This is a genomic window from Psychrobacillus vulpis (genome assembly GCF_006861825.1).
In the GTDB taxonomy this organism is placed as follows: domain Bacteria; phylum Bacillota; class Bacilli; order Bacillales_A; family Planococcaceae; genus Psychrobacillus; species Psychrobacillus vulpis.
Genome location: NZ_VDGI01000005.1, coordinates 36,544 through 59,836 on the forward strand (window position 1 = coordinate 36,544; position 23,293 = coordinate 59,836).

The window sequence follows — 23,293 nt, forward strand, 5'->3', positions numbered from 1 at the left end:
AGTCCCTCGATTTTAGTTTTAAATTGGGTATATATGTTAATAGTGTATCACTAATGGAAATTAACATCTAATTATTTCTGAAAAGTGTTTGTTTATGCAACATATTTCCTGAAACCATTTTTTCTTCTGTCCGTATAATAGCTATGTAGAAAAAGAGGAAGAAGGATGATTGTATGACGTTTGTTTTTATTATCTCGGCAGTTGTAGCAGTAATTACTGCACTAATAGTCGTACCATTGACAGCTAAAAGGAAAGACACGATGTCTTCTCTAATAGGACTAACAATTGTATCGTTTATCGTATTAGCAATTGTATATTATTTGACGAATTTGGATAGGAACTGGACGGCTTTATGGCCATGGCTTGTGCTTGCTACATTAGCGGGAACAGTTTTGTCAAAAGGTGTAGAGCAAAAAGCAAAAGGTATACTTTTCTTAGGAAGTTTAGCTGTTGCTATTTACATGCTATCTGCTTTTGTTTGGAATGCTGATGAAAAATTTGAAGTAGCCAAGATGGATGAAAAGGTAGAAATCGAAGCGTTCGATGAAACAAAAACGCCAGCGAGTGTACCACCTCAATTTGCACGAAATAAAATGAAGAAAGCATTTGGTCAAGTACCGAATACTAGCTACTATGAGCTAGGTAACTTACAAATTCAAAAAGTAAAAGGGGAATATGTATATATTGCTCCAGTCGAATTTTCTGGTTTTTTCAAATGGATAAATGGTGACGTTACACCAGGTTATTTTACGATGAGTGCAACAGATTCAGCTGACAATCCAAAATTCGTGAAAGAGGAGATGAGTTACACACCTTCATCTTTCCTTCACAAAAATTTAGAAAGACATATGCGTATGAAGCATCCAACAAAGATTTTTTATGGAGATCCACAGTTGGAAATTGATGAAGACGGAAAGCCATACTATATCCGTTCATACGGAAAATTCATCAGTGCTCGAAACGGCTTTGACGTTGAAGGAATTGTCGTAGTAGATCCAGCCACAGGTCAAACAGATTCTTTTAAGCTTGCAGATGTACCTGCGTTTATTGATGGAGCAGTATCTCCAGAAACCGTAAGTTTGCAAAACGGTTATTTTGGTAAATATGTTCATGGCTATATAAATAGTCATTTTGGTAAAAAAGACGTGAAATTACCATCTGATGAAGGAACAGAAGCGAATGTTAGCCCAATTTTTACTGAAGACGGTAAAATGTATTACTTTACTGATTTCACAAGTCCAAAAGAGGGCGTTGATTCGATGCTAGGTTATTCTTTAACAGATGGCCGAACTGGTAAAGCAACATATTACACTGGAAATCTAGAAGATTCTTATATGGATTCACAAGGTGCACTTCAAATAATAGAGAAGAAATTTATTGAAAAGAAATGGTCGGGAGAGATGCCTGTACTGTACAACTTCTATGGGGAAGCTAGCTGGTTAACTCCGGTTCTGGATTCGAATGGATTTTTACAAAATTACTTTATCGTGTCTGCTGCAAACCCAGAAATTTCCGTTTACGGCAATACGCCTAATGAAGCATTGAAGCTGTATAAAACAGCCATTCAACGCGGTGGAAGCACAGTAGATGGAAGCTCCAAAGCGGAAGAAAAGTCAGTAACTGGGACAGTTGTTCGTGTATTTAAAGAACGTGTCGGAGACTTCACACAAGTATCTTTCTTACTGGACAATAAAGAGAACTACATTGTTTCTTCAGAAGTAGCTCCACTTGCAGTTTATATGCAAGAAGGTGACATCGTCCAAGTAAAATATTTAAATACAGGAGAGTTATTTTTACCTGTTAAAGAGATCACAATTCAAGGTATACAGAATAATTAAATTGAAATCAATTATTAACAGCTGGAGCTATCCTAGTTTTATAGGATAGCTTTTTTGTTATAGAATAATTAAACAGAGATGTAGCATTCTATACTTAGCTCACTCAGGCAAAAGGGGTGATTTCTTGAAAATACATTACTTAACAATTGGTGAAGTGGCAAAGTTAAGTAATTTATCGATTCAAACTTTGCGTTATTATGATCGAATAGATTTATTTAAGCCAATAGAAATTGACCCAATAAATCAATATAGGTACTATCAAAATACCCAACTATATTACTTAGATATTATAAAATCATTAAAATATCTAGGGCTATCTTTGGAAGAGGTTAAATCTGTACTAACATTGACACCGAAAGAATTAGTTACTTATCTGGCTAATCAAGAAGAACGAATTGACCAGGAATTTCAAAGGCTTATAGAGACCAAAGAAATGTTACAGCGTAAAAAGGAACAAATACAATCATTTACACTTGAATCGAGTATGATGGATGTTTGTGTGAAGAAAATTCCAGCACAAAAAATAGTAAAAATAAAAACGTCCAACATAAGATTCAATGATATTCCAAATAAGGAATATGGACTTATTAGTAAAGTGCTAGAGGATGTGGGAAGTGTATTTGATACGTTGTATGGTGGTTCATATGCTTTGAAAAGATATGAGTCATTAGATGATATCAATTATGATTATTTATTTACCCATACTGTGACAGATAAGGAAACGGATATAAACTTTGAGGATGTAGAAATAAGTATATTGCCTGCTGGAGAATACCTCAGTATAACTTTTCCCTTACAAGAGGATACTTATGAGGTTTGTTACAATAAATTGATTTGTTATTTGGAGCAACATTCCATTCATGTAGTGCCAATCGTTTATGATATTTGGATGCCTATAAATTTTACCGCATCCAAAGAAGATGAATTCATTGTAGAACTAAAAATACAAATTCAAGCTACTTGACCCTATAGTTACTATAGGGTTTATTTTTATTTACATAAGAGTTTTATCTAGCATAATGAGGAGTTTGGAAATGATGGTTGGTTTAAATAAAATAATTTACTTAGTATTAGTAAATATATTCATTGTATTTTTAGGAATAGGATTAGTTATTCCTGTATTACCTACTTTGATGAGAGAAATGCATCTAGAAGGGTCTACGATGGGATACTTAGTGGCAGCTTTTGCGTTTACTCAATTATTAGTTTCTCCTTTTGCGGGAAAATGGGTCGACTTGTTTGGACGCAAAAAAATGATTGTTATTGGTATGCTACTTTTTGGGTTATCAGAAATACTATTTGGTCTTGGTCAGGATGTAGTAGTATTGTATGTTTCCAGAATGCTAGGTGGTATAAGTGCAGCATTTATTATGCCTGCAGTAACAGCTTTTGTTGCTGATATTACTTCGTTAAAGGAACGACCAAAAGCAATGGGATATGTTGCTGCTGCTATAAGCACAGGATTCATTATAGGACCTGGGATTGGTGGGTTTTTAGCTGAATTTGGAACAAGATTGCCTTTCTTTTTTGCAGGGGCATTAGGCTTTTTGGGATCTCTATTTTCATTGCTATTATTAAAAGAGCCTGAAAGACCAGAAATAGAACAGAAGGAAGAAGATAAAAAAGTAGCAAAATCAGGATTACGTAAAGTATTAGAGCCCATTTATTTAATTCCTATGATTATTATTCTTGTCTCTAGTTTTGGCTTAGCGGCTTTTGAAACAGTTTATTCCCTTTTTGTCGATCACAAGTTTGCATTTACACCAAAAGACATTGCGTTAATCATTTCAGTTAGTGGAATTTTAGGTGTTGTTGCGCAAGTTCTTTCATTTGACCGTATAGTCGGCAAAATTGGTGAAATTAGATTAATTCAAATTTGTATGGGTGTGTCCGGAGTATTTATATTTGCTATGATTAAAGTGTCAGCGTACTGGTCCATATTACTTGTGACTTTTGTGATCTTCTTAATGTTTGATTTAATACGTCCTGCATTGACAACATACCTGTCTAAAATTGCTGGTAATGAGCAAGGATTTGTAGGTGGTTTAAATTCCACTTTTACAAGCGTAGGGAATATTATAGGTCCTGGCATTGCGGGAATTTTGTTTGATGTAAATGTCGACTACCCATATGTATTAGCAATGTTTATACTTGCGCTTAGCTTTGTGATTTCGTTATTTTGGAAAGAACGAACCAATTAGAATACAAAGGAGCTAAAGAAATGCATATTTATCTAGTTACTGGAACAACAAGTGGAATAGGTTTAGAACTTGCCAAACAATTATTAAAAACAGGCAATATAGTTTATGGGTTTGCAAGAAGAGAAAATGATATTGAGCATGATAATTATCATCATATTTTATTAGATTTAAGTGAAACTTTGAAGCTGACAGACACAATGAAAACAATTATTCAACATGCCACTAATGAGGCGACTTCCTTTACGCTCATTAATAATGCAGGAACAATTGATCCGATAGGTATGGTAGGGGAGATCGACAGCGAACTTGTCGCGAAAAGTATCGCAGTCAATTTAACGGCTCCGATGATATTAACAGGAGCTTTTATTAACGCATTAGAAGGACAAACAATCCCTAAAAAGGTTATGCAAATTTCATCCGGTGCGGGTAGAAAGCCGTATGAAGGCTGGAGCAGCTATTGTGCTGGAAAGGCTGGACTCGACAGATTTACAGAAGCGGTGAATGTAGAAGAATCAAAAAAACAATATGGAGCTCGAATAGTTTCTATTGCACCTGGAATTATTGATACCAATATGCAAGGAAAGATTCGTCAGTCAACAGAAAGTGAGTTTCCTTTAGTAGATCGATTTAAGGAATACAAATCTGCTGGCGATCTCAGCAGTCCTTCAGAAGTGGCGGAAAAGTTAATAAAACTAATGGAAAGTGATCAATTTTATAAAGTAGAGGTCATAAGCGATTTACGCAATCTATAATGGCAGTCATTTTGTCTTTTTTAGAAAATCCATTACAATAGTACATAGAGTATTCAATTGTGAAATGGAGGACTAGTTGTGCCTGAAGTAGCAGCTTTACAAAAAGAAGCAATGGACATGCTAAAAAAGACAAGTAGAACGTTTTATATCCCTATCACTTTTTTAGAACCGAAACTAAAAAAGGCGGTTGCTTCTGCTTATTTATGTATGCGTGCGATAGATGAAATAGAAGATCATGAAGCATTAGAATTGCAAGAAAAACAGCGATTATTACTTGCCACAAGTAAAATGCTTACAAAAGAATTTGATACAAAAGAATACGAAAAACTGGTAGCGCCATATAAGGACATCCTACCAGCAGTCTCTCTAAGACTAGGTGATTGGCTTGCTATTTGCCCTGCTGACTTAGTGGGAAAAGTAAAAGAATCCACTAGTGAGATGGCAGAAGGAATGGCCAAATGGGTAGAAAAAAACTGGCAAGTGAAAACGAAAGAAGATCTCGATGAATATACATACTATGTAGCAGGCCTTGTTGGTGTCATGCTTTCGGATTTATGGGAGTGGAGTGCTGGCATTAAAACGAACAGAGACGATGCGATTGCATACGGACGTGGCTTACAAGCAGTAAATATATTACGAAACAAAGACGAAGATAGTGAACGTGGAGTTCAATTTTTTCCAGAAGGTTGGACTCGTCAGGATATGTTCGAATATGCGGAAGGCAATTTAGCGAAAGCAGACGATTATATAAAAAGTATTAATCGTAAAAGCATCGTACTATTTTGCAAACTGCCACTTGCACTTGCACACAAAACATTAAAAGCACTGAAAAGTGGAAAAGAAAAAATGACGCGTGCAGAAGTTGAGGCCACTGTGGAAGAAGTACAAGCAGAGGTATAATAATATATTCCAACTCCCGAGAAGAGCATAGGTTCTTCTTGGGAGTTTTTATGTTTAATTAGTATTGATAATCATTATCAATTATTCGTTGCATGAAAAATGTTCATAGTTGTATACTTATATTTGAAGGGGCATATTGCCACTTCAATACTTTTGATAAGAGGAGGAATTAATAATGTTATCTGAAAAGTTACATACAGCATTGAATGAACAAATGAACTTCGAATTTTATTCTGCACATGCTTATCTTGCCATGGCTGCGTATTGCACAGCAGAAGCGTATGATGGCTTTGCTAATTTCTTTTTGGTACAAGCTGAGGAAGAGCGTTACCATGCGATGAAATTTTATAATTTTTTAAGTGATTTAGGATATCGAGCGACAATTGATGGCTTCAATCATCCAAATAACGAATTTACTTCTATTTTAGATGCGTTTGAAACAGCATTAACACATGAAAAAGAAGTGACGCGTCGCATTTATGGGTTATCTGATATTGCATTAGATGAGCGTGAGCATGCAACGATGGCGTTTTTAAAGTGGTTTATCGATGAGCAAGTAGAAGAAGAGTCAACATTTGATACGCTAATTAACAAAATCAAACGTATTGAAAATGATTCAAATGCAATCTTCATGTTAGATTCAGAATTAGCATCACGCACATTCACTCCAGAAGTAGTGTAAATACTTGAGCCCACAAGTAGGAAAAAAGGAGGGGGAAAGTGGCATAGTCATTCCCACCCCTCCAAAAAAAGATTCTCCGGTAATGATGTAGCAACGTTTAGTACTAAGCCCTCCGGTAATAGTGGAGACAAGATGCACTTAAAGGGTGCTCGCGCATTTCTTAAAAGATAAATAAATTATCTATCAAATAGCCACTACGAGAATTTAGCGCTTTGGCATTCGCTTTCCGCGGGCGTTGACTCAGTCTCCTCGCTGCTCTGCGGGGTCTTCGGCAAACGCTATTCCCGCAGGAGTGTCGCCTTTTTCAACGATTTTCTAGAAATGAAAAAGTATTTATTCTATAAATAGATTCTTTCATTAACCTTAAGCAAAAGCAAACTGACTCCAACCATTTCAAGCGACGGACAAACGACAGCCAAAGGATTACCGAAAAAGAGCGACGGGAAGTGGCTAGCCACTTCCCGTCGCTCTTAAAGCTTATCCGGTAGTAAGATGGCCGACATACTGTCCAAAGCACGCAAGAAACGATGAAGAGAAGATGCACTTAGAGGGCGCGCTGGGATATACAACTTCCCGGAAGCTTGAAGATACAACGAATGTTCCTTGCAGAGTTAATTCGGCAACACCGATAACAGTTAAAAGTGACTCCTCTCCTAACAAAAATACTGTTATTTGTAAAATTGCAGTATTTTGAATCATTTATTACGTTTTACGTTTTCACTTTATTTAATGCAACAAAATTATTTAAAAAATAATACCGCTCTTACAGAATAGAATAATGTAAGAGAGGTATTGATGTGAGGGTAAGTTATTAGAATACTAGGAACGTAAACCAACTTTAGTAGAAGACATTTAACTTGAGCCAAAGTGCTTCGAGTTCCTCTAAACGCTCGGTATTATCAGCTTCTTTATACTTTCCAACGAATGCTAATATTAGATTAATCATACTCATGGATGCAGCAAATGAATCAAAAAAAGAGGAAAAATCACTTTTAGTATAAAGAGCCAAATCGGCGTTCGGTATTAAAGGTGAAGAAAAATTATCAGTTAACGCAATGGTGCAAGCATTTCTCTCTTTAGCATATCGAAATAACTCTAGGGTGCTTCGTGTATAGCGTGCAGTGCTAATTGCAAACGCAACATCATTTTGGTCAATTGAAAGCATTTTTTCTCCATCTGTTTCTAACACTTCGACATGAGTGACGTTTCCAAGGAGCATGCCTAAATAGTAATTTAAGAACATTCCTGGAGAGCCAGCACTACGACTTGAAATAATATAAATATTTTCAGCTGCTAAAATGGCTTTTATTACTTTTTCAAATTGATAAGTATCAATCTCTTCAATAATACTTTGTACATTATGAACATCTTGCATTATGTAATTTTTGATTTGTTCATCAATCGTGTTCCCTAGAGATTGATCATTTTTCAAACGTTCTGTTGTTTTAAGCTTTCGTTGAAGCCTGTTTTGGATATGACACTGTAAGTCAGGATACCCTTTATAACCCAGTGCATTTGCAAACCGGACCACAGTAGCATCACTAACACACACTTCCTTCGCTAATTTTTCAACCGTTTGAAATGGGATATTATTTGGATTGTCTAAAACATATTGAGCTACCTTCTTTTGTGATTTGCTTAAACTGTTCATTTGGCTTGCAATTTCAAGATATGGATCTCGCATATTAGAAAGTCTCCTCTCGCTCTGATTTCAATATTTTTCACATTAATTTAAAGTATTTTATACTTATTATGCCATAGTTAGAAACTAAATTTATGAACCTCAACTTCCATTCATCTAATTTTTCATCGCAATTATAAAAATAATGTGTTATATAAAACTCTTTACCATACGTCGTTTTCTCTATGTAAATACAAGTGTTATATAAAAAATGAATTTTAATTTTCAAAAAGAAGTTGCTTTTCTAATAATCAAAGCATATTATGAAATAAAATAATCATATTTATCTATAAAGTGAAATAAATATTTCATAATTAGGAGGAATAATTGTATGCAATCATCAACTGAAAATTTGTTTACAGTAGAAACATCCAAAAGTATTTTCGAAGAAGCTTGTACTTATATTCCGGGAGGGGTAACTGCCCATATCAAATATATGACTCCACATCCAATTGTTATGAAAGAAGCAAAAGGATCTAAATTAGTAGACGTGGATGGTAATGTTTACATCGATTATTTGTTATGTTCAGGTTCTTTACTAACTGGACATGGTCATCCTGCTATTACAGAAGCAGTCACAAATCAGCTACATGATATGGGTACAACTATTTTCGGGACTCCTCACTTATTAGAACAACAAATGGCGAAGAGAGTCATTGAACTATACAACGGTATTGAAATGGCACGCTTTACAAACTCTGGTTTAGAAGCAACTCTACTAGCTATTCGTATTGCGAAAGGATTTACTGGCCGTGAAAAATTAGCCAAATTCGAAGGCCATTACCATGGTGGGTACGATCAATCTTTAATTAGTGTGAACCCTACAATGGAAGAAGCGGGCGATACTAAGCGACCAACTCCAGTTCCAGAATCACGTGGAATCTCTAATTACTACCTTGAAAAAACAGTCGTTCTTCCTTTTAATGATTTAGAAGCAACCATTCAACTATTAACTGAAAATAAAGATGAAATTGCTGCAGTTATTATGGAGCCTGTTCAAGGTGGATACATTCCAGCAACACAGGAGTTTATGGAAGGCTTACGTGAAATCACAGAGAAATACGGCATTGTTTTAATCTTCGATGAAGTAAAAACAGGTTTCCGTGTAAGTATGGGGGGTGCACAAGGCTACTATAATATCGCACCAGATATTACAACTTTAGGAAAGGTTTTAGGAGGTGGTTTCCCAGTTGGACTTGTAGGTGGCCGTAAAGAGATTATGGAGATTACAAATCCAATTAGTAGTCGAGATATTTTAAGCGCTAGTGTTGAAACTAACAAAGAAAAGAACGGGAACAAAGACAGTGTTTTATTCCACTCAGGTACTTACTATGGGCACCCAACCATCCTAAGTGCTGGGAAAGCAACCTTAGATCTACTAGAAAAAGACGGTATATTAGATAAAACAATCGAACGCACAATGTGGTTGCGTCAAGAGTTAGAAGCTCTTTATGCACGCTATGGTGTTACGATGAAAACGATTGGCTTAGGTACAATCTTTAACATAGTCTTCACAGATAAAGAAATTCTAAATTATCGCGATATGCAGGAGTCAGATTTTTCAATGCGTGACAAAATAGATCGACGCTTACTTGAGTTAGGCGTCTACATCAAGCCGCTAACTCGCTACTCTATGTCTACTGAACATACACAAGAAGATTTAGAAAAAACCGTTGCACTTCATGAACAAGTGTTAAAAGAACTTACAAATAAATAACAAAAAAACAGCATCGAGATTATGATTTGGATGCTGTTTTTTTAATTGCTTAGGAAACTATAAAATTTTTAACTTGTGTATAACTTTCTACAAGTGTTTCTACATCCAGATTTCTTCGCCTTGCTCCTGAGTAAGCTCGTCGCAGAAGTTAGTGCCTGTCGGAGGCCTGCGCGAAGCAGGTCATACAGTCGTTGCGACACGATGTCGTGAACTTAGACTGTATTTCCCTAGTATAGACGCTTGCGCTTTTGTTCAAAGATAAGAAAGTGTATAAAAAATAAGCATGCCGTGAATCCCATGTTCATGGTATTTTTATTTGGATTAGTAGGACTGCTGAATTTCTTTCGAAAAAAGTAATTTGTATAACCCATTTTTCACTTATCATTTTAGAATACGATGCTAGAAAAAATAAGGAGTATCTATTTATAACGAAGCAAAGAGCGCCCGAAATTGTATCTTCGGGCGTAGATCTAACTATTGGAAAACATTTTTTCTTTCATTAACCAAACCAAAAGTAGCCTGTCTGTGAACATTCCAAGAGGGCGCCGTACAAACGTCAGTCACAAGATTACCGAAAAAGAAGAGGGTTGTAAGTGGCATCGTCACTTACAACCCTCCAAAAAACATCCTTCGGTAATGATGTAGCAAACGTGCAGTACTAAGTCATCCAGGAATAGTCGAGATAAATTGCGCTTAAAGGGCGCTTGGGTTTTTCTTATTGTTACTATTCAAAACCCAAAAACACATAAAACTAAAGCAACAGTTCCAATTAGGTGGTTAATAATTGTAAGTTGAATGGACCGGACATGCTCTCCTTTTTTCAATCGATAGGCAACTTGACAGGCACCGTATAAAAGCCATAATGACGCATATGCAGCTATGTGAAAGGTTCCATACTTACTTTCCCAAAACGAGTAAAATCCGAGTATAAGGGCAATGGCTAAATAATTTATCCAATGATGTGTCCAGTTTAATGACCATTCACGGCGCTTTATAATAGGAAATTTGTGTTTAAACCATAGAGTCACGGAAAATGGAGCAAAGAATAATATAATTAGTCCAAAAACCATTCCTAAATTCGAATTAGGATTCTTAAATAAGTCCATATAAATATCAGACCAACTAGTAGCGTGAATATACAATAATTCATTTGTATTGATGTCTAGAAAAACAGAGGGGCTTAATCCTTTTAATCGGCGTTCTGTACCTCCATCGTACTTTACTAATATATCTACACTTTCACTATCATACGACCTAAAGTTCTCTTTAGAGATGGGTACTGCTGATTGTAAAAATATCTCAAGCTGTTCAAGCATCTTTGTGTCCTTTATAACACCAACATGTAAGTAAAAGCTGGACCACTTTTCAAAAAACGTATCCATATTTCCATTCGTAAAATAATATACTTTTTCAATGGATTGATCAGTGGAAGCTGAAGTAGTAGGTTTAGTCGTTTCAGTTGTCACTAAGTAAAAGGTTAATAAGCACGTTGCAATCAGTGTAACGGTGCCAATGAAAGAAATAGTCCAATTTTTGATAGGCTTTGCTGTTGTATTTATAATTGTTAGGATAGCTGCATTTTGTTGTGCCTTTGTTTGTGTGAGTTTACGCATTTGTTCAAAACGATGTTGTTCATTCATCTTCCGCACCTCCCATTTTTAAACGTAATGCTTGCATCGCGCGCTTTAACGTATTTTTAACTTTCTCTTCATTCCAATTAAGTATTTCTGCAGTTTCTTTTATGGATAACTCTTCTATTTTTCTCCATATAATTACTTCCCGGTAGGAAGGTTTTAATTTTCCTAAAGCATCATACAGCTCACGTACTTCCTCCATACCGAAGAAAGGGTGCTCATCGGCTTTTTCATGGATCACTAAAAATGGTGTAAATTTAATAAGTCGCTTTCTACGCAAGTAATCAAACGCAATATTTCGTGCTGTTTTTCGAAGCCATCCTTGTATTTCAGCTGGTGTTCTATGTACGTCGCCCAAATTAACAAAGCGAATAAAGACTTCCTGTGTTAAATCTTCTGCTACCTGCCTATGCTGCACTAAATATGTCATATACCTAAATATAGGCGGGCTGAACTGCTTATAAATATTCGCTATCTCAAAATCATTCACAAACTGCACCTCCATACTACTTAATACGAATGAAAAGTTAAAAAGGGTCAAAAAAACCCATTAGAATAATTCTAATGGGTACATAAAGTTAAAAAGCTTCTTTTCTAAAAAAACCTACAATCAATAAAACTAAGCCTATGATAAAAAAGGTAGGAAACAATAACATCATCATTCCAACTGCAGCGAATCCATCGCCTTCAATAATTCCGACTAAAATACTAATTATCCACCCGAGGAATGGCGTAATTATGAACATCGTGATAATTCCCCAAATGATTAGTTTTCTCTTAAGACTTTTTCTTAGAGTTAAAATAAATCCAAGAAAAACGCCCCCAAGGATTATTAAGCTAACAAGAACAATTGCATTAATCATATAAGAACTCCAATCTCATGTGATTTAACTAAAAAAGTACGGGTAATACGTAATAATAGTTATTAAAAAGCTTATCCCTGCAAATAATGTAATACCTAAAGTAATTGGGGACATTTTGAATTGAAACTGCTTTATACCACCAGTGTTTTGACCAGTCCAACCTCTTGTAGTTCCATTAAATTGGTTATTCGTTTGGTTAAAATACAATTGAGACAACCAAACACATCCGAATACAGCAAGTCCCCTAAAAATATTGTATCGATGAAAACCCATCCGAAAAAAAGCGAAACTACCCAAAGCGAAATTGTTTCAATAGCTATTGTAGTTAACACAATAGAACTTTTTCTCATAACGACTACACCCTCAAATTTTCGTTTCGTATATAACAAAATCTTCCATAATTCATCCGGTAAATTCTCTTTCACTTATCTTTATACTCACTCTTTAAAAGAATGTCCTCAGCAGGCATTTGCGTCCACTCTTCGACAGGTACATCCGGGTTTTTTTCAAGAAAACCCTCCATAATTTCATGCCCTATTTTATAATTGGACCATACATCTAGTCCCCTATAGTGGTTTCCTTTGAAGAATTCATACCATAGACCAGTGTCGGTTGAATCCAAATTTTCTATAAATAGCTTCCGACCCTGTTCTTCGGAATACCCTGTTAATGGTTCTATCCATGGTACTTGAACATTTGGGTATACCATTTTGGCGAAGGCATCTGCTTTCCCTTCCAATACACTTCTTTCCAGCAATGTGTATGAATCACGATATTCCATAGCCACTACGTGATGGTACTCATGGGCAATCGTATACTGTAAGTCATCTACGAGAAACAAAGGATCAATCGTTATAATGATAGTATTTTTGTTCCATGCCTCACCGGTTACATAATTCATTACTTTCAAATCAGGCTTAAATTCAGGAAGAAAAGGTAAAAGATATACGGACTTATTACCTCCGGGAAGTCGGTCAGCTGATTCCTTTAAAGCTGCCACTATCGAATCAGTAATTAGTTTTTGCTTGTCGATCAATGCATCAATTGTTTTCTCCAACTCTTCAATATCCGTAGGAGTTGTGAGCATCCAATTGTCCTCTAAAAAGGCGTAACCAGGATTTGATCTAAATGCTTCCACCACTGCTTGTGTGTATAGAGCATCCAAATTGTCTGGTTGTTTTTTAGCGCTCTCTAAAAAGTTTTCGAACTCTTCATAGTAAGTATAAACTTTAAATTCTTGTTCATTATGCTGAAATACTAACGGGCTTTGAATGGATTGTTTTGTTGAACTTTCGGCTGATTCCGTCTTATCTGAACAACCAAAAAGTAAGAACGAAAAACAAATCGCGATAAAAAAACGAGACAGTTTTTTCATATTAATCATAATCTCCATTCTCATGAAAAGTTAGATAATTCTAAATGTACAATAATATTACGGTAGATGCTGAAAAAGGTTTCAATTATTTTACAATTGAAAAAGCGCCTGAAAGAATCTTCAGGCGCTACTAAAAAATTAGGAAGTATTATTTTTCTCTATAATGTAGACTTAAGTGGATGCATTGTTTAGAAATTAAATTATTTCGTCCTCACAAAGAGTACCTTCAAATAATTTCCCTCTTTAAAAAGCGGGGAGATACTAAAATCACTAGGAAGAGAAAATTCTTCCTCAATTGTGTATTTACGATTACTTTCATTAAATGCTTTATCAACAAAGCTTTTGAATTTTTTCATTCCAAACGTTGCGTTGTTAGTTGAGGCAACGATGACACCATTCTTTTCCGTTATAGCAATAGCGTCTTTTAACAAGTTCGTATAGTCTTTTGAAGAACTAAATGTATATTTCTTTGAACGTGCAAAGCTTGGAGGATCTAGAATAACAACATCAAAAGCTAGTTCTTTTCGTTTGGCATATTTGAAGTAATCAAATACGTCCATCACTATAATATCTTGTTTCTCCGGATCGATTCCATTTACTTCAAACTGTTCCGTCGTTTTGCTTAAGCTTCGTTTTGCTAAGTCCACACTAGTCGTTTTCGTTGCACCACCTGCAGCAGCAAAGACGGAAAAGGCACCAGTATATGAAAAAGTATTCAGTACATTTTTTCCTTTAGAGTAAGTATCTCGAATTTTTTTACGAACGTCACGCTGGTCTAAAAATACACCAACCATTGCACCATCATTTAAGTAAATAGCAAAGTTTTGTCCGTTTTCCTTCACGATCAGTGGAAACTCACCACGTTCACCTTTGACAAAATCATCGTCCTCTAAATATTGCCCTTTCGTATCAAATCGTTTCTTCTCATAAATACCTTTAAACGAAACAGACGTCTCAAGAGCCTCTAAAATCATTTCTTTAAAGGAATAGATTCCTTCACTATACCAGCTTATCAAATAAAACTCGTCGAAATAATCAATCGTTAAGCCGCCAATTCCATCGCCTTCTCCGTTAAAGACACGAAAAGCAGTTGTATCCTTATTACCATAGTAATCCGCACGCTGCTTAATAGCTGCAGTAATTTTCTTATGGAAGAAAGCGGTGTCGATTGGCTCATCTTCATTTTTCGTTAAAAGCCAGCCTATCCCTTTATTCTGCTTTCCTACATAGCCTTTACCAACAAATTTACCAGCTGGATTGCGCAGTTTAATAATAGACCCTTCTTCTAAAGATTCGATTTCGTTGAACCCATCTTTTAGGAAAATCGGAACACCTTTTTGTAAATCCTGTGAAAGGGCATCTTTAATTTTTATATCTAATTCTTTTTGCATGATAGTCATCCTTAAAGTTCTTTTTTGTTCATTATCACATATGAAAGCATTTAAAAAAAGAAATGCGATAAATAAATTCGTAACGAGTCACACGCCCCCCGCACGAAGCGAGAGGACACTGAAAAAGTCCCTATAATTCGATTTTTCCAAATGAGGTAGTCTAATATTCCAGTAAATAAGAAAATCGTTGAAACGGCTCCCTTTCCGCGGGCGTTGCCTCAGTCTCCTCGCTTTGCTGCGGGGTCTTCGACTAACGCTATTCCCGCAGGAGTGTCGCCTTCTTCAACGATTTTCTAGAAATGACAAAGATGGGTTTTCAGTGCCCTCATTGCAGTGAGGAGTATGCTTGGCGATTCTCCGAGAAAAGCGAGTAGCTTTTTTCGGTCAACTAGTCTTCATTCATTTTATAAGAAAAAAGATGGAACCCTTTCCAGGCTAATCACTTTAATTTTATTTGCTTTAGGGATACCTTCTCATGGAACTATGTGCTGTATTTCATTTAAAGAATTTAGCGCGACGCATGAGACTCCTGCGGGAATAGCGAGACAGACGAGACCCCGCACGAAGCAGAGCGAAGGAGGAGGCTCGTCGCTCGCCCGCGGAAAGCGAATGCCAAAGCGCTAAATTCTCTTAGGACTATTTGATAGATAATTTATTTGAATGACGCTTTTTCAGTGCCCTCAAGCGATGCGAAAGAGGAGGCCCGGAGAATATTGTTAAAAAGAAGACTAGTTTGATATGCTTTCACCACCTCCTACTAGAATTCTTTATGGTACAATATACTTTACATATGTATTAGGAAGGAAGTTCGGTGTGAAAAAGTCGAAAGTTGTTATTCCGATTATGGTCGTAGTGGCGGTACTAGCTACTTGGATTCTCAATAAAGATCATAGTGAAGTACCTTTACTACATAAAATCCTTATTACTGTTGGAGCATGTATTTTGTCAGGAGGTCTTGGCTACTTATTACTTGGATCCGATGTTCAAAAAGTAGACCCGAAACCAAATCAGCAAAACAAAAAGGGAAGCAGAAAGTAATCTGTTTTCCTTTTTTTCTTAACAGATAAGAAAAGAAGATAGGAGGGAATGGAATGCTAGATAATGCAAGACAATTACTTCAAAACTATTTTGGATATGATTCGTTTCGAGAAGGACAAGAAACGATCATTAACTATGTGTTAAACAATAATTCAAGTCTTTGTGTAATGCCAACTGGTGGAGGGAAATCGCTATGTTACCAAATTCCTTCCTTACTGTTAGATGGAACTACGGTTGTTATTTCTCCCCTAATATCACTTATGAAGGATCAAGTAGATACTTTACTTCAGGCTGGAATTCCAGCGACTTTTATTAATAGTACGTTAACTACAGAAGAGGTAAGAGAAACGATGGAAGAAGTCCAAAACGGGCAATATCGTTTGCTTTACATCGCACCAGAACGTTTAGAATCTCAAAGCTTTTTAAATCAATTAAAACGTGTAAAGGTGCCTTTAATTGCTGTAGATGAAGCACATTGTATTTCTCAATGGGGACACGACTTCAGACCAAGCTATAGGGCAATTCATCGTTTAAAGGAAGTATTTGACGAACAACCAACCGTTCTCGCGTTAACTGCCACTGCAACTCCAGATGTTCGAGCAGATATTTGCAGATTGCTTCAAATTGAAGAAGACAATACTGTGATCACAGGATTTGCACGTTCTAATCTATCTTTTTCTGTTGTACTTGGGCAAGATAAAAATAAGTTTTTGAAAGAGTTTATTAAAAAGAATGAGCAAGAAGTTGGTATTATTTATGCAGCAACAAGAAAGACAGTGGATCAAATACATGAACTGTTAATAAAAGCCGGTGTACGTGCTGCAAAATACCACGCAGGACTTCCAGAAGCATTTAGAAATAAGGAACAGGATCGGTTTCTTACTGATGAGGCGCAAGTGATGGTCGCTACAAATGCATTTGGTATGGGGATCGATAAGTCGAATGTTCGATATGTAATTCATTACCAACTTCCTAAAAATATGGAAAGTTATTATCAAGAAGCAGGAAGAGCTGGACGAGATGGGCTTCCGAGTGAATGTGTTGTGTTATATGCATCACAAGATGTGCAAACGCAGAGATTTTTAATAGATCAAGCTCTAGATCGCGAAAGAATTCCTCAAGAATTGGAAAAGCTACAAGGTATGGTGGATTATTGTCATACAGAAAACTGCTTACAACAGTTTATTGTGCATTATTTTGGAGAGTCGAATGGAGAGCCATGTGGCCAATGTGGAAATTGCACAGATACAAGGGAAATGTCGGATGTCACGAAAGAAGTACAGATGGTTCTGTCTTGTGTTGTTCGAATGGGACAGAAGTTTGGAAAAACAATTACAGCGCAAGTGTTAACAGGTTCACAAAACAAAAAAGTACTCGATTTTGGATTTACTAACCTCTCTACTTATGGGATATTGAAGGATAAATCGTTAAAAGAGGTTTCTGGATTAATGGAGTTTATGATTTCCGAAGGATTACTTTCCGTAAATCAAGGGAGCTTACCTACGATATATGTTTCAGATAAAGGGAAGGATGTATTACTTGGGAAGAGACAAATAATGCGAAAAGGAGTCGCTGTAACAAAAAAAATTGCTACGAATGATCCGTTGTTTGAAGGATTAAGAATACTTCGGAAAAGAATTGCGGACGAAGCCGGTGTGCCACCGTTTGTTATTTTTTCTGATAAAACATTACAACATATGTGCGTAAAGCGTCCGCAAACCGAAGAAGAATTGTTAGATATACACGGTGTAGGTGCAAATAAACGAGAAAAATATGGAGAAGCTTTTCTCGATGAGATTCGTCGTTACAATACTTTGTAGTTTTTATGTGATACGACTGTTAAATTAGATGGAACATTAATCTTTTTTGCATCTTCTGTAGATATTTCAACAATGACAGATTGCTCTAAAATTTTGAAAATAGTACCTTGCACTTCGTGATCATTACGAGTAAAAGAGATCTTCTCATCAATTTTCCGTGCTGCTACGAAGTCTGAAACTTCTTTTGGTTGTCGTTGGAAACTCATGTGCCTACCTCTTTTCTAGTTTATTCATGCAAACAGTAATATTTCTATTATAACATAGATAGCCTGTTAAAATATGAAAAAGAGCTTATTTAACAATTTAGCTAAAACTCTGAATTGGTTGGATAGAAAAAGTTAATAGAGTTTTGGTATTGTATGACAAGTGATAACAAATAGGTTTCATTAAAAATATGTATTTAAAGAGGAGAATATGCAACGTGCATTTTAAAGAGTTGAAGTTAAACGAAAAGATTTTAGGTGCCATCGAACAATTAGGCTACACAGAGCCGACAGAAGTCCAGGAAAGAGTCATCCCGGTAGCATTACAAAAGCAAGATATACTTGTGAAGTCGAAAACTGGAAGTGGAAAAACAGCTGCATTTGCGATACCACTATGCGAGCTTGTAGATTGGGAAGAAAATAAACCACAGGCATTAGTACTGACACCAACGAGGGAGCTGGCTGTTCAAGTACAAGAAGATATTACAAATATTGGGCGTTTTAAGCGAATAAAAGGACTTGCTCTATATGGGAAATCTCCATTTGCTAAACAAAAGCTAGCATTAAAACAAAAAACACATATCGTTGTTGGGACACCAGGTCGTGTGCTTGATCATATAGAAAAAGGAACACTGGATGTCTCGAAAATCGAATATCTTATTATGGATGAAGCAGACGAAATGTTAAACATGGGCTTTTTAGAGCAAGTAGAGTCAATTATTAAATTACTACCGTCGAATCGCACAACGATGCTTTTCTCTGCAACATTATCGGATGAGATTAAATCACTAAGTGGCAAATACATGAAGAAATCAGTTTCAATTGAAATTGATGCTGCAGAAGAAAATGCTCCAAATATTGAACATTTAAAGTATGTAGTAAAAGATGATCAAAAGCTTGCTTTCCTTGAAAAGCTAACGATTATTGAAAACCCGGATAGCTGTATTATCTTTTGTCGTACGAAAGAACGAGTAGATCAACTTGTAGATGCACTAGACGGTAAAGGTTACACTGCAGACAAAATTCATGGCGGGATGATGCAAGAAGACCGTTTTGAAGTAATGGATGACTTTAGAAGAGGCGATTTCCGATATTTAATCGCAACAGATGTAGCTGCTCGAGGAATTGATATCGAAGATATTACCCACGTTGTTCACTATGACGTTCCACTTGAGCAAGAAAGCTACGTGCACCGAACTGGTAGAACTGGTCGTGCGGGTCGTAGTGGTAAATCGATTATGCTTGCGACACCGCATGAAGATAAATTTGTAAAAGAAATTGAAGCATTTATTGGCTTTGAGATTCCTTCAGGTCCAGAATTATCTGCTGAAGAAGTGGCGAAAAAACGATCTGCATTTGATCTGAAAATGCAGGAGCAACCGGAAATAAAAAAATCAAAAAGCGAGCAGTTAAACAAAGATATTACAAAGCTCTATTTCAACGGAGGTAAGAAAAAGAAACTTCGTGCAGTCGATTTTGTTGGAACCATCGCGAAAATTAATGGTGTAACTGCAGACGATATTGGAATTATCACTATTCAAGATAATGTGACCTATGTAGAAATACTAAATGGCAAAGGTCCACTTGTTCTAAAAACAATGAGAAGTACAACAGTAAAAGGCAAACAACTAAAAGTGCATATTGCGCACAAATAAAAAAAGAAGAAGGCCTATGCCTTCTTCTTTTTTTTAGAGAAATTCAAAATAGTAATTGTTCAAACTCTATCATCCATTCTCCTAAGTAAGCTCTTCGCAAAATACCTAGCATCTCATCTTTTTCTTCAATAGAGTAGCGTTCATTTCGTCCAAAGCGATCCTGTAATGCATAGGATATGCGCTTTTCTTAATTGATAGAGAGGTTTAGCTAAAGGGATTAAAAACTTCATCAAGTAAAAGGAATGTTAGGTTACAATATATAAATAAGAAATAGCACAAATTATCAAAAAAACGTTCTTTTCGAACTATAAAATAGGAATAGATTAGACAAGAGGTGTTGATATATGGATTACTTTGAAAGAATACAAAAATCGATTGAATTCATTGAAATGAATCTGCAAGAGGAGTTAATTATTACTGAAATCTCCTACAAATCTTATTTCTCGCCATTTCATTTTCAAAGGATTTTTCAATCTATTACAGGTTTTTCTGTGCAAGAGTATATAAGAAACAGAAGACTTTCTGAAGCTGCAATATTACTAAAGGAAACAAGAAGGAACATATTAGAAATAGCCATATCTTTTCAATACGGTTCCCAAGAAGCCTTTACCCGTGCGTTTGTGAATTATTTTGGTGTAACACCCGCTAGGTATCGAAAAGGGAATACTTTTATCAAACAACAAATCAAATTAAACTTTTTGGATTATAAAAACGAGTTGAAAGGAGATTTCAGATTGATAAAGCCTGAAATAATCTTATTAAACAGGATATATACTATTGGTTATAAGTATGAAACAAATATAAATAACGAAAAATATTTCGAGGAAATTCCTGGATTTTACCTGGATTTTGGCAAAAATAAATATTATGAGCGAATTCCGAAAAAAACTGCACCTAATATGTCATATGGAATATCGACGGAATTTCACGATGATGGTCATTTTTCGTTTGTTGTTGGAGAAGAAGTTCAGGAATTTCAGAGTGAGTTAGAGAATGGTTTTGTAAATCTTGAAATTCCCGAAGGTAAATATGCTGAATTCAAAATAAATGGTACTACTGAATTGGTTCAAAATACTAGAAGATATATTTATGGAACATGGCTACCAAACTCTAACTACGATAGAAGAGAAACTCCAGATTTTGAAATTACCGATGTAATGAATTCAACATTTCCAAATGAAATGAAAATGAAAATCTATATCCCTATTAAGGAGTAAGGAGCGAATTACATGAATATTGAAAAGCTATTTGAAAATTTTCCCGTACTAGAGTCGGAGCATTTATTGTTAGGTAAAATTGAAGAAGCACACTTGCAGGAATTATTTACAATATACGATAATGACAAAGTATTTGAGTATTGTGGGATTATACCTAAACATAACTTGCAAACAGTAAGCAAGATGATTGGCCATTTTGATAGGGACTTCAATAAAAAAAGTAGAATCAAGTGGGGAATTTTCCAAAAGAACCAAAGTAACAAATTGGTAGGAATTATAGAATGTATGGACTTTAACGCAAAAGTAAACATGGTATCTATAGGTTACTTTCTGGCAGAAGAATATTGGGGCAAAGGCATTGCGACTGAATCCGTTCAAATATTAATAAAATTTCTATTTGATGAAGTTGATATTAACAGAATTCAAGGAGAGGTAATGCCAGCAAATGAAACTTCAAAAAAGGTTTTGTTAAAGAATGGTTTTATGAAAGAGGGATTATTAAGGCAAGCTACTTTATGGTCAGGTAAAGGAATAGTCGATTTAGAGATATTTGGAATACTTCAAAGTGACTATAATTTTTAAAATGAGTACCTTATAAACCCGTTCTCATTTATGAACGGGTTTGTACGAATAAATACCTTTGAAAATCTATTTACAAAAGCGCGTATTCTATAAATGTTCTATAAGATGCTAATATACCTTCTGGTAGATGATTTGGATTAAAAAAACGAAGACTAATCGATTCGATTCCATCTGGAGAAAGAGCTCCAATAAACTCATTCGTTTTATATACTGCAGTTACCGAGTAAAAAGCATCTCCATTTGGCACTTCAAAATAATAATCACGTCCAGAGTACACATGACATAATACTAACTTATCTATATGCAAACCTGTTTCTTCTAAAACCTCACGACGAGCTGTATCCTCTAAGCTTTCTCCAAGCTCCATTAGTCCTCCTGGTAAACCAAAAATTCCACTTGATCGTTCTTGTAATAATACTTCATTTTGATCATTCAAAATAAGAACAACAGCTCCTGGGAGTATGAGAGGGCTATGTCCAACATATTTTCTTAGTTCTTTGTAATATTCCATAAATAATTTCCTTTCGAAATCATGATTCTATTATTAGTTTACAGTAAAAAATGGTAAGATACGTAATAAAGTGAAACTTCAATTATGAAGAATCGTATTACCTATAAAGGAATAAGAAATAAGTCGAGGATGTGAGCGTTAGGTGGCAAATAAGCGTTGGTTTCAAGTAGGTGTTGCAATATTACTTACATTAGTAATAATTTTTCTATTCATGAAAGTGAGAAGTATTTTTGTACCTATAGTTATTGTTGCGCAAACAATATTTATTCCCTTACTAATAGGGGGAGTATTATTTTATTTAACAAGACCACTTCTAAAGTGGTTAGAGTCAAAGAAGTTTCCGAGATGGGCTAGTATTTTATCGGTATTCATTGTGATCGGACTTGTTGGATGGTTATTCTATTCATTAGTTGGTCCGCCTCTCGCAAAGCAGGTGAATTCACTAGTTAAATATTCTCCAGAAATAGTTAAAGAAGTAGAGGATTTCACGAAATATGTCTTAACTCAACAAGACAAGCTTCCAGAATCCTTACAAAAAACAATGGAAGAGGCATCCGGAAAGATTGATACAATTGCAGTAACTGCAGGGACGCTGCTTATCAAGTTTATCCAAAATCTGTTCCAAGGGGTATTCCTGTTTGTGCTTGTGCCTTTCTTCCTTGTCTACATGCTAAAGGATCATGAGAAATTTGCGCCTTTTATTGCAAAGTTTTTCAAGGGAGATAAAAAAACGTGGATTCGTAAAACATTAGCAGATATTGATGATACATTGCGTTCTTATATTCAAGGTCAGCTATTTGTCAGCTTTTTAGTTGGAGTTATGTTATTCATTGGTTATTATGCAATTGGTCTTCAATATGCGTTATTACTTGCCTTGCTTGGAATGATGATGAATGTAATTCCATTCTTAGGACCATATATTGCACTTGTTCCTGCACTAATCATCGCGTTAATACAAGAGCCAAAGCTGGCGATTTATGTAGCAATTATTATGCTTGTATCGCAACAAATTGAAAGTAACCTTATTACACCAAATGTGATGGGAAAATCTCTAGATATTCATCCGTTAACGGTTATTACGATTATTTTAGCGGCAGGTAATATCGCTGGATTATGGGGAATTATTTTAGGTGTTCCAACTTATGCAGTGGTAAAATCGATCTTAAAAAATATTTACGCGCATCGAGAAGGTATTAAAGATGCTGCAACAGAATCTGTTTAGTGAGGTGGGAC

At 35.6% G+C, this 23,293-nt stretch carries 22 protein-coding genes; 13 read left to right on the plus strand and 9 right to left on the minus strand.

All coding sequences use genetic code 11. From position 1 onward, the window contains the following. The first annotated feature begins 173 nt into the window (after positions 1-173). From FG384_RS06820 to FG384_RS06845, 6 genes are all read left to right on the plus strand, one after another. A complete protein-coding gene (locus tag FG384_RS06820) occupies positions 174-1,838 on the plus strand; it encodes a hypothetical protein (protein ID WP_142641847.1) in 1,665 nt (554 codons plus the stop codon). A gap of 124 nt (positions 1,839-1,962) precedes the next feature. After that, positions 1,963-2,802 carry a MerR family transcriptional regulator gene (locus FG384_RS06825; protein ID WP_166462396.1) on the plus strand — a complete coding sequence of 280 codons (840 nt, stop codon included), beginning with the start codon at positions 1,963-1,965 and terminating at the stop codon, positions 2,800-2,802. A gap of 73 nt (positions 2,803-2,875) precedes the next feature. Then, the gene (locus FG384_RS06830) at positions 2,876-4,039 is read left to right on the plus strand and encodes an MFS transporter (protein WP_205961756.1); all 1,164 of its coding nucleotides are present in this window, start codon (positions 2,876-2,878) and stop codon (positions 4,037-4,039) included. 20 nt (positions 4,040-4,059) lie between these two features. Continuing rightward, complete coding sequence (locus FG384_RS06835; protein WP_142641850.1) at positions 4,060-4,791, plus strand: SDR family NAD(P)-dependent oxidoreductase; 732 nt, start codon at positions 4,060-4,062, stop codon at positions 4,789-4,791. Positions 4,792-4,869: 78 nt separating this feature from the next. Further along, positions 4,870-5,691, plus strand: coding sequence for a squalene/phytoene synthase family protein (locus FG384_RS06840; protein WP_142641851.1), 822 nt, complete (start codon positions 4,870-4,872; stop codon positions 5,689-5,691). A 175-nt stretch (positions 5,692-5,866) separates the two neighbouring features. Then, complete coding sequence (locus FG384_RS06845; protein WP_142641852.1) at positions 5,867-6,373, plus strand: ferritin; 507 nt, start codon at positions 5,867-5,869, stop codon at positions 6,371-6,373. A gap of 838 nt (positions 6,374-7,211) precedes the next feature. Here the strand turns inward: FG384_RS06845 and FG384_RS06850 are convergent. Beyond that, the gene (locus FG384_RS06850; protein ID WP_142641853.1) at positions 7,212-8,057 is read right to left on the minus strand and encodes a MurR/RpiR family transcriptional regulator; all 846 of its coding nucleotides are present in this window, start codon (positions 8,055-8,057) and stop codon (positions 7,212-7,214) included. Positions 8,058-8,385: 328 nt separating this feature from the next. Between FG384_RS06850 and FG384_RS06855 the strand changes: the two genes are divergently transcribed. After that, positions 8,386-9,771 carry an aspartate aminotransferase family protein gene (locus tag FG384_RS06855; protein WP_142641854.1) on the plus strand — a complete coding sequence of 462 codons (1,386 nt, stop codon included), beginning with the start codon at positions 8,386-8,388 and terminating at the stop codon, positions 9,769-9,771. 728 nt (positions 9,772-10,499) lie between these two features. Here FG384_RS06855 and FG384_RS06860 read toward each other — a convergent pair. The 6 genes from FG384_RS06860 to FG384_RS06885 all read right to left on the minus strand — a co-directional run bounded on the left by FG384_RS06860 (position 10,500) and on the right by FG384_RS06885 (position 15,034). Next, positions 10,500-11,411, minus strand: coding sequence for a hypothetical protein (locus tag FG384_RS06860; RefSeq protein WP_142641855.1), 912 nt, complete (start codon positions 11,409-11,411; stop codon positions 10,500-10,502). Further along, entirely contained in the window at positions 11,404-11,895 is a 492-nt protein-coding gene (locus tag FG384_RS06865; protein ID WP_240793361.1) for an RNA polymerase sigma factor, read from the minus strand. The genes FG384_RS06860 and FG384_RS06865 overlap by 8 nt, the downstream gene beginning before the upstream one ends. Before the next feature lie 88 nt (positions 11,896-11,983). After that, positions 11,984-12,268, minus strand: coding sequence for a hypothetical protein (locus FG384_RS06870; RefSeq protein ID WP_240793362.1), 285 nt, complete (start codon positions 12,266-12,268; stop codon positions 11,984-11,986). A 24-nt stretch (positions 12,269-12,292) separates the two neighbouring features. Continuing rightward, complete coding sequence (locus tag FG384_RS06875; protein WP_142641856.1) at positions 12,293-12,484, minus strand: hypothetical protein; 192 nt, start codon at positions 12,482-12,484, stop codon at positions 12,293-12,295. Positions 12,485-12,689: 205 nt separating this feature from the next. Next, positions 12,690-13,643: a DUF2268 domain-containing putative Zn-dependent protease gene (locus FG384_RS06880; protein ID WP_205961753.1), complete on the minus strand. Its 954-nt coding sequence runs from the start codon at positions 13,641-13,643 to the stop codon at positions 12,690-12,692. 200 nt (positions 13,644-13,843) lie between these two features. Beyond that, the gene (locus FG384_RS06885) at positions 13,844-15,034 is read right to left on the minus strand and encodes a class I SAM-dependent rRNA methyltransferase (protein WP_142641858.1); all 1,191 of its coding nucleotides are present in this window, start codon (positions 15,032-15,034) and stop codon (positions 13,844-13,846) included. A gap of 813 nt (positions 15,035-15,847) precedes the next feature. On the opposite strand from FG384_RS06885, the gene FG384_RS06890 reads away from it, so the two are divergent. Both FG384_RS06890 and recQ read left to right on the plus strand, forming a co-directional pair. Next, positions 15,848-16,072: a hypothetical protein gene (locus FG384_RS06890; protein WP_142641859.1), complete on the plus strand. Its 225-nt coding sequence runs from the start codon at positions 15,848-15,850 to the stop codon at positions 16,070-16,072. A 53-nt stretch (positions 16,073-16,125) separates the two neighbouring features. Next, the gene (recQ, locus tag FG384_RS06895; protein WP_142641860.1) at positions 16,126-17,892 is read left to right on the plus strand and encodes a DNA helicase RecQ; all 1,767 of its coding nucleotides are present in this window, start codon (positions 16,126-16,128) and stop codon (positions 17,890-17,892) included. Here the strand turns inward: recQ and FG384_RS06900 are convergent. Then, complete coding sequence (locus tag FG384_RS06900) at positions 17,877-18,098, minus strand: DUF2187 family protein (RefSeq protein WP_142641861.1); 222 nt, start codon at positions 18,096-18,098, stop codon at positions 17,877-17,879. The two genes, recQ and FG384_RS06900, sit on opposite strands and share 16 nt — an antisense overlap. Positions 18,099-18,304: 206 nt before the next feature. On the opposite strand from FG384_RS06900, the gene FG384_RS06905 reads away from it, so the two are divergent. From FG384_RS06905 to FG384_RS06915, 3 genes are all read left to right on the plus strand, one after another. Continuing rightward, a complete protein-coding gene (locus tag FG384_RS06905; RefSeq protein WP_420849949.1) occupies positions 18,305-19,750 on the plus strand; it encodes a DEAD/DEAH box helicase in 1,446 nt (481 codons plus the stop codon). 344 nt (positions 19,751-20,094) lie between these two features. Then, positions 20,095-20,967: an AraC family transcriptional regulator gene (locus tag FG384_RS06910; RefSeq protein WP_142641863.1), complete on the plus strand. Its 873-nt coding sequence runs from the start codon at positions 20,095-20,097 to the stop codon at positions 20,965-20,967. A 12-nt stretch (positions 20,968-20,979) separates the two neighbouring features. Next, positions 20,980-21,549, plus strand: coding sequence for a GNAT family N-acetyltransferase (locus tag FG384_RS06915; protein ID WP_142641864.1), 570 nt, complete (start codon positions 20,980-20,982; stop codon positions 21,547-21,549). Between the two features lie 70 nt (positions 21,550-21,619). Here the strand turns inward: FG384_RS06915 and FG384_RS06920 are convergent, their stop codons facing one another. Further along, positions 21,620-22,060, minus strand: coding sequence for an NUDIX hydrolase (locus FG384_RS06920; RefSeq protein WP_142641865.1), 441 nt, complete (start codon positions 22,058-22,060; stop codon positions 21,620-21,622). A 142-nt stretch (positions 22,061-22,202) separates the two neighbouring features. On the opposite strand from FG384_RS06920, the gene FG384_RS06925 reads away from it, so the two are divergent. Further along, positions 22,203-23,282, plus strand: coding sequence for an AI-2E family transporter (locus FG384_RS06925; RefSeq protein WP_142641866.1), 1,080 nt, complete (start codon positions 22,203-22,205; stop codon positions 23,280-23,282). Positions 23,283-23,293: the final 11 nt, after the last annotated feature.